General features: G+C 61.9%; 6 protein-coding genes and 1 pseudogene. All 7 read left to right on the top strand.

The features are described 5' to 3' along the window. A partial coding sequence (locus HA48_RS21375) for a type VI secretion system accessory protein TagJ (protein ID WP_279626747.1) occupies window positions 1-484 on the top strand: 484 nt, incomplete at its 5' end. After that, complete coding sequence (gene tssE / locus HA48_RS21380) at window positions 474-1,049, top strand: type VI secretion system baseplate subunit TssE (protein ID WP_128603110.1); 576 nt, start codon at window positions 474-476, stop codon at window positions 1,047-1,049. The genes HA48_RS21375 and tssE, both read left to right, overlap by 11 nt. A 2-nt stretch (window positions 1,050-1,051) precedes the next feature. Further along, the gene (tssF, locus tag HA48_RS21385) at window positions 1,052-2,926 is read left to right on the top strand and encodes a type VI secretion system baseplate subunit TssF (RefSeq protein ID WP_128603111.1); all 1,875 of its coding nucleotides are present in this window, start codon (window positions 1,052-1,054) and stop codon (window positions 2,924-2,926) included. Beyond that, window positions 2,923-3,968: pseudogene (gene tssG / locus HA48_RS21390) on the top strand (type VI secretion system baseplate subunit TssG). Before tssF ends, tssG begins: the two are co-directional and overlap by 4 nt. A 55-nt stretch (window positions 3,969-4,023) precedes the next feature. Next, window positions 4,024-5,253, top strand: a complete 1,230-nt coding sequence (locus tag HA48_RS23005; RefSeq protein WP_425270679.1) for an AAA family ATPase — start codon at window positions 4,024-4,026, stop codon at window positions 5,251-5,253. Between the two features lie 4 nt (window positions 5,254-5,257). Beyond that, entirely contained in the window at window positions 5,258-6,634 is a 1,377-nt protein-coding gene (locus HA48_RS23010) for an AAA family ATPase (protein ID WP_425270680.1), read from the top strand. Between the two features lie 29 nt (window positions 6,635-6,663). Next, a complete protein-coding gene (locus HA48_RS21400) occupies window positions 6,664-8,100 on the top strand; it encodes a serine/threonine protein kinase (RefSeq protein WP_128603112.1) in 1,437 nt (478 codons plus the stop codon). The last annotated feature ends 12 nt before the right edge of the window (window positions 8,101-8,112 follow it).

An 8,112-nucleotide genomic window follows, 5' to 3' on the forward strand; every position in this document is an offset into this window, starting at 1 on the left:
CGATCACGCCCGGGCCACAGCGCTACGCAACGCGGCGCGGGAACAGGCCAAAGCCAATCCCGGCCAGCTGCAGCAGCAGGATCGGCAGACGGATTTTGCCTGGCTGATGGACGGCGACAGCCGCTTTGGCCCGGTGTGTGAAGCCATCGCCAACGGGCGCTACTACTGGATACCGTTTGCCGCGATACGTGAAATGACGTTTCAGGCACCGGCCAGCGTGACCGATCTCATCTGGCGCCATACGCGCGTTGAGCTCGTTGATGGCAGCGAACAGATTTGTCAGATCCCGCTGCGCTATCCGCTGCAGCAGGGCGCAGACGAACGCTACCTGCGCGCCAGCGTTACGGAGTGGCAGGCGATAGACACAGACGATCACTTTATCGGCCACGGTCAGAAGATGTGGCTGAGCGAGGGCGCTGAAGTGCCCCTGCTGACGCTGCAGCAGATCACCTTTGATGCGCCAGAGATCTCCGATGAGCCGTGATAACAGTTCGCTGAACGATGGTTATGCGCAGCTGCATGGCGGCTTCCGCGCGCGCAAAAATCGTGATGCGTTAACCGCGCGTGACAAGCTGCAATCCTCGCTGCTCGATCGCCTCACGGACAATGCCCCGGACAAGCGCAGCGAAGCCAGCAGCACCACGCTGATCACCCACAGCACGCTGCGCCGCCACGTGCTGCGCGATCTGCAGTGGCTGTTCAACACTATCAACAATGAAGCGCAGCAGGATCTCAGCGCGTTCGGTGAGGTGCAGCGTTCGGTGTGGAACTTTGGCGTGGCGCCGCTGGCCGGACAGAACATCTCAGACATCGAGTGGCAGGATATGCAGCGCAAAATGACCAATGCCATCCTGCACTTTGAGCCGCGCATTCTGCCGCAGGGGTTGCAGGTGCGCTGTGTCAGTGACATGAAATCGCTCAGCCTGCACAACGTGTTGTCGATTGAGATCAAGGGCCGGCTGTGGTGCGTGCCTTATCCGCTGGAGTTTCTGTTCCGCACCCAGGTTGATCTGGAGAGCGGCCATTTTGAACTACAGGATGCAGGGTAAACATGGACAGCAAACTGCTCGACTATTACAACCGCGAACTGGCTTATCTGCGTGAGATGGGCGCGGAGTTTGCCGCACGCTATCCGAAAGTGGCCGGGCGTCTCGGCATGCGTGGCATCGACGTCGCCGACCCTTACGTTGAGCGGTTAATGGAGGGGTTCGCCTTTCTGACATCACGCGTGCAGCTAAAAATGGACGCGGAGTTCCCGCGCTTCTCACAGCGCCTGCTGGAGATGATCGCACCGTCGTACCTCTCACCGACGCCGTCGATGGCCATCGCTCAGCTAACGCCGGACAGCCGCAAAGGTGACATCAGTAACGGCTTTCTCGTGCCGCGCGGCACCATGATGGAGAGCCAAAACCTGAAAAAAACCGGTGTCACCTGCAGCTACACTACGGCACACGACGTGATGCTGCACCCGCTGCGCATCAGCGACGTTACGCTCGGTGGCGTACCGGGTGATCTGCCGCTCGGCGAGCTGAAACTGAGCGGTCTGGGTGCTGCCAGCGCGCTGCGCGTACGCATTGCGTGCGAAGGGATATCATCACTCAGCCAGCTGAACGTGGACGACGTAATGCTGTTTCTCAGCGGGCCCGATATTCAGGCGCAGAAGCTGCTGGAGCTGTTGATGCAGCATCGCGTGGGTATCCTGCTGCAATCCGTAGAGAAAAAGCCGCTGCGCCAGGTCTTAGCGGATGACGCGCTGCAGCAGGAGGGGTTCGCACCGGAGCAGGCGCTGCTGCCGGACGATCTGCGCAACTTTGACGGCTACCGACTGCTGCAGGAGTATTTTGCTTTCCCGGCGCGCTTCCAGTTCATCAGCCTGAAGCAGCTGGCGCCGTTCCTGCGCCGCTGCGATAACGCCCAGGCGTTTGACATCATTATTCTGCTGGACAGAGCCGACAGCGCGCTGGAGAGCGTGGTGGATGCCAGCCATCTGGCGCTGCACTGCACGCCGGTGATCAATCTTTTCCCCAAAACCGCTGAGCGCCTGAAAATCAGCGATAGCCAGCACGAATACCATCTGGTGGTCGATAACATCCGGCCGCTGGATTATGAAGTGCACTCGGTTAAGCGGCTGTTCGCTACCGTTGAGGACAAGCGCGAAGAGCAGATCTTCCGCCCCTTCTGGAGCACCTTCAGCGGAGATGAGGGCGACTATGGGGCCTACTTCTCGCTGCGCCGCGAGCAGCGCACGCTATCGGAACACGCGCAGCGTTACGGGACGCGCACCGGCTATATTGGCTCGGAGGTGTTTCTCTCGCTGGTGGATGAGCACCATACGCCATGGCGCGATGAGGTGCGCTATCTGTCAGCGGATGTGCTGTGCACCAGCCGCGATCTGCCGCTGATGCTGCTGCAGCAGGAGCAGGGCAACTTCGTGATGCCGGACTCGATCCCGGTCAGCCAGCTGACGTTGCGTAAAGGGCCCACGCCGCCGCGTCCGGCGCTGGCAGAGGGGCTGGCAGCGTGGCGCTTAATCAGCCATCTGCAAATGAACTACCTCAGCCTGATGGACAGCAGCGATGGCGAAGGGGCTGCCGCGCTGCGCCAGCTGCTGAGTCTGTATGCCAACCTGGCGGATGCGCCGGTTGCGCGCCAGATTGACGGCATCCGGCACTGCCAGCTTAAGGCGGTCAATCGTCGCGTACCCGAGCCCGGCCCGGTGGTCTTTGCGCGCGGCGTCAGCATCACGCTGGAGGTGGATGAGCAGGCGTTTTCCGGCGCCAGCCCGTGGCTGCTCGGCAGCGTGCTGGAGCGCGTATGCGGACGGCTGGTGGCGCTTAACAGCTTTACCGAGTTCACGCTCAACAGCCAGCAGCGCGGTGAAGTGGGTTACTGGCCGCCGCGCATGGGCAGGAAGGCGCTGATATGACAGAAGCAGGCGTTACTCCGCTGCAGCGCGCCACGCGACTGCCGGACGATTTCTGGCACAAGGTGATGGCCGCGCCGTGGCGCTACGATCTGTTCCAGCTGCTGCGGAAGCTTGACGCGCAGGGCGGGCAGCGCTATCCGCTGGGGCGTGCGCCGCTGCCAAAGTTTGAGGCGGTGCGCATTGGGCAGACCCCCTCGCTGGCCTTCGCACCCTCGACCGTCGCCAGCGTGCAGACGCGTGCAGAAGATGATCGCCACGAAGTCTCCATCTACAGCTTCGGCCTGTTTGGCCCCAACGGCCCGCTACCCACGCACCTGAGCGAGTACGTGCACGAGCGCATCGTGCACCATCAGGATCACAGTATGGCGGCGTTTGCCGACCTCTTTCACCATCGCGCCACGCTGCTGTTCTACCGCGCGTGGGCCGATGCGCAGCCCGTTGTCTCGCTGGATCGCGCTGATGACAGCCGCTTCCGCGATTATCTCGCCTGCCTTACCGGCATAGGTTTACCGGCGCAGCAGCAGGCCAGCTCGCTCAGCTTACATGCGCGTTTGATGCTGGTCGGCCATCTCAGTCGCCACGGTCATGATGCCGAAGGGCTGGAGCGCATACTGCGCCACTATTTTGGCGTGCCGGTTCGGCTGGAGCAGAACACACCGCAGTGGCTAACGCTGGATAGCGCGACCAGGCGCGGCTGGGTGCAGGCCGTCACATGCCACGGCTGGGGGAGTCGGCGTTTCTCGGGGTAGCGGTACGCGATGTGCAGCACCGCTTTCGCCTGCGTATCGGACCACTCAGCGCGGCGCAGTATGCACACTTTCTGCCGGATGCGCCGGGCGCCCGGGAAGTCCGCGACTGGGTGCGGCACTACCTCGGCATTGAGATGCAGTGGGATCTCAGCCTGATCCTCGCTGCGGATGAGGTCAAAAGCGTCACGCTGGGCGGTCAGGCCCGGCTCGGTTATACCAGCTGGCTGGGGCAGATGCCGCAGCCGCAGGATCGTGAAGATTTCATGTTTGAGGTTGAGACAGCGGCACGCTAACTCAATCGCTTTTCCTCTGTTACACAGCCCGCTTCTTTCATTAAAGAGACCCGATATGTCAGAAATCAGCCGTGCCGTGTTATTCGGCAAACTGGATACGCTGTTATTTACCTCGCTGGAGAGCGCCACCGCCTTTTGCAAACTGCGCGGTAACCCTTATGTTGAGCTGGTGCACTGGCTGCACCAGATGCTGCAGCAGCAGGATGGCGACCTGCAGCAGGTGATCAGCCATTTTTCACTGGACGAAAACGCGCTGACGCGGGATATCGTGGCGGCGCTCGATCGCCTGCCACGCGGCGCGAGCGCCATCTCCGATCTCGCCGAGCACATCGATAGCGCGGTTGAACGCGCCTGGGTGTACGCCTCGCTGAAGTACGGTGCCACACGCATTCGCGGTGGCCATCTGCTGATTGGCATGCTGAAAACCTTCAATCTGGCCAGCGTGCTGAAAGGCATCTCCGGCCAGTTTGCCCGCATCAATGCTGACGCTCTGCTGGAGCAGTTCGATACCCTGCTCGCCAGCAGCAAAGAGGCACAGCAGGCCAGCGTGGCGGCGCCCGGTACAGAAGGGGCGGTGCCGGCAGCCGGCAGCAGCACGCTGGCACAATATGCACAGGACCTGACGGCGCGCGCGCGTGAAGGGCGTATCGATCCGGTTACCGGACGCGATGAAGAGATCCGTCAGATGGTGGACATTCTGATGCGCCGCCGTCAGAACAACCCGCTGCTGACCGGTGAAGCGGGCGTGGGGAAAACGGCGGTCGTGGAGGGGCTGGCACTGCGCATTGCCGCGGGTGATGTGCCGGCGCCGCTGCGCGATGTGCAGCTATGGCTGCTGGATATCGGCATGTTGCAGGCCGGGGCCGGCATGAAAGGCGAGTTCGAAGCGCGCTTACAGACGTTGATCAACGAAGTGCAATCCAGCCCGACGCCAATTGTGCTGTTTGTCGATGAGATCCACACGCTGGTGGGCGCAGGCGGCCAGCAGGGCACCGGCGACGCCGCTAACCTGCTGAAACCGGCCCTGGCGCGCGGCCAGCTGCGCACCATCGGCGCCACCACCTGGGCGGAATACAAAAAATACATTGAGAAAGACCCGGCGCTGACGCGTCGTTTCCAGACCGTGCAGGTGCAGGAGCCGGACGAAGCCAAAGCGATTCTGATGCTGCGCAGCACCGTGAGCGCGCTGGAGAAACACCATCAAATCCTGCTGCTGGATGAAGCGGTCAGCGCGGCGGTAAAAACTCTCCCATCGCTACATTCCGGCGCGTCAGCTGCCGGATAAAGCGGTGGCACTGCTGGATACCGCCTGCGCGCGCGTGGCCGTTAGCCAGGGTGCGCAGCCGGCGGCGCTGGAAGATTGCCTGCACCGGTTAGCCGCGCTGGAGATCGAAGCGGAGATCATCGAGCGCGAAAGCAAAGTCGGGCTCGGCGATGCGGAACGCCAGCAGGCGATTGCCGCACAGCGCGCTGAACTGCTAACCGAGCGTGATGCGCTGCAGCAGCGCTGGGAGCAGGAGCGCGATCTGGTTAATCAGCTCATTGAACTGCGCGCGCGCTGCGTCAGCGAAGGGGGAGCGTCACTGGATGCCGAGCGGGATGCACTGCAGCAGCAGCTACAAGACGTACAGGGCGAAGCGCCGCTGCTGTTTGCGGCAGTTGATGCCAGCGTGGTGGCGGCCGTGGTCTCTGACTGGACCGGTATTCCTCTGGGCCGCATGGTGAAAAACGAGATCGACGCGGTGCTTAACCTCGCCGACACCCTGAATCAGCGCGTTATTGGTCAGCGCCACGGTCTGGAGCTGATCGCCAAACGCGTACGCACTTCGCGCGCGCGTCTGGATAACCCGAACAAGCCGGTGGGCGTCTTTATGCTGTGCGGCCCGTCGGGCGTCGGGAAAACCGAAACCGCGCTGGCGCTGGCGGAGTCGCTGTACGGCGGCGAGCAGAACATCATCACCATCAACATGAGCGAGTTCCAGGAAGCGCACACCGTTTCCACCCTGAAAGGGGCACCGCCGGGCTACGTCGGTTACGGTGAAGGCGGCGTGTTGACCGAAGCGGTGCGCCGTCGTCCTTACAGCGTGGTGCTGCTGGATGAGATCGAAAAAGCGCATCCGGATGTGCACGAGCTCTTTTTCCAGGTATTTGATAAAGGCTGGATGGAGGATGGCGAAGGGCGCCATATCGACTTCCGCAACACCATCATCATTCTCACCTCCAATGTCGGTACGCAGTTAATCAGCGCCATGTGCGCCGATCCGGAGCTGATGCCCGATCCGGACGCGCTGAGCATGGCACTACGCAAACCGCTGCTGGAGGTGTTCCCGCCTGCGCTGCTGGGCCGCCTGCTGGTGGTGCCGTACTACCCGCTGAGCGATGCGATGCTGGCAGAGATAGTGCGCCTGCAGCTGGGCCGCATTGTGCGCCGTCTGGCGGATAACCACGGCATTGAGGCGCAGGTGGATGAGACGGTGATTAGCCAGATTGTGCAGCGCTGCACGGAGGTGGAATCAGGCGGTCGCATGGTCGATGCCATCCTCACTAATACCCTGTTGCCACAGATGAGCCAGATGCTGCTGAGTGCCCATGCCCGTGATGAACGCTATCGCCGTGTGCAGGTGTGCTGTGAGCAGGGCGAGTTTGTTTGCCAGTTCGATGTCTAAAGCCGTTAGTGATCAGAGAGTTTTCGAAAATGTCGGAACACGATAATCCCCTGAACGTACCCAACGCCTTGCCGGTGGGTTACCGATTCAATGAGTTTGAAATTAAAGAAGTTATCGGCGGTGGCGGCTTTGGCATTGTGTATCGTGCCTGGGATCATCAGCTGGAGCGCGATATCGCCATCAAAGAGTTTATGCCGGCTTCGCTGGCAGTGCGCAGCGATGACCTTAACCTGGTGCTGCGCAGCGAGCGCTTCAGCAAAACGTTCCACGCCGGGCTGAACAGCTTTATTCAGGAAGCGCGGCTGCTGGCCCGTTTCAACCATCCTAACCTGCTGCATGTGCTGCGCTTCTGGGTGCAGAACGACACCGCGTATATGGGCACGGTGTTCTACAGCGGGACCACGCTCTCCGCGCTGCGCGAGCGTAATCCGCAGCAGGTGGATGAGACCTGGATCCGTCGCCTGCTGCCGCCGCTGCTGGGGGCCATCAAAACCATCCACGAGGCGGGCTATCTGCATCGCGATATCTCACTGGATAACATCCAGATTCAGAGCAGCGGCGAGCCGGTGCTGCTGGACTTCGGCTCGGCGCGTAAAACCATCGGTAACCTTTCGGACGAGAGCGAAACCATGCTGCGTCCCGGCTATGCGCCGATTGAGCAGTACAGCGATAACGACGAGAGCGAGCAGGGGGCATGGACCGATATTTATGCGCTGGGCGCGGTGCTGCATACGCTGATCACCGGTGCGCCGCCGCCGGTCAGCGTGGTGCGCAGCATTGAAGATAACTATCAGCCGCTGGCACAGCGCCGCGTGCCGGGTTACTCCGCCGCGCTGCTGTCCGCTGTGGATTGTGCACTGGCGCTGAAACCGGAGGATCGTCCGCAAAGCATTGATGCCTTCGCCGAACTGATGGCGCTGCCGGAGCGCGAACCGGAACCGCTGCTGAGTGCCAAAATCACGGGGCCGGGCACCATGCTGGTGCCCGTTGAAGAGGCTGAAGAGGCGGCACCGGTTTCACCGGTAAAAGCGCTGCTGGGGCATCGCTTTGCCTTGCCGGGCCTGGTGGCAGCCGGCGTGCTGCTGGGCCTGTGTGTTGGTCTGCTGATGTCTGGCGGCGATGATTCAGCACCGCCGACGGCGAGCGTGCAGCACAGCGCGCCCGCTGCTCAGGCACCGGTTGAACCGGCGGCTGCGCCCACAGAGACCGCACAGCGCCAACCCGATCCGGAGCCCGAAGCTGTGCCGCCGGAGCCGGTGGCGCAGGTCTACCTCCGGCTGAAGCAAGGCGAGCGCGTTCAGGTTAACGGCAAACAGCAGGCGCTGGTACCCGCCGCCAATGGCTTTGCCGCCCTGCAACTGGCACCCGGCAAATACACCTTTGCTATCAGCGGCCAGGACGGTACGCGCGAGCAAACGCTGAGCATCAGCGAAGAAGGCGTCTGGTTGCTCGATCCACACAGTTAATTATCAGGGATT

This window comes from Pantoea wallisii (genome assembly GCF_002095485.1).
Lineage (GTDB): Bacteria > Pseudomonadota > Gammaproteobacteria > Enterobacterales > Enterobacteriaceae > Pantoea > Pantoea wallisii.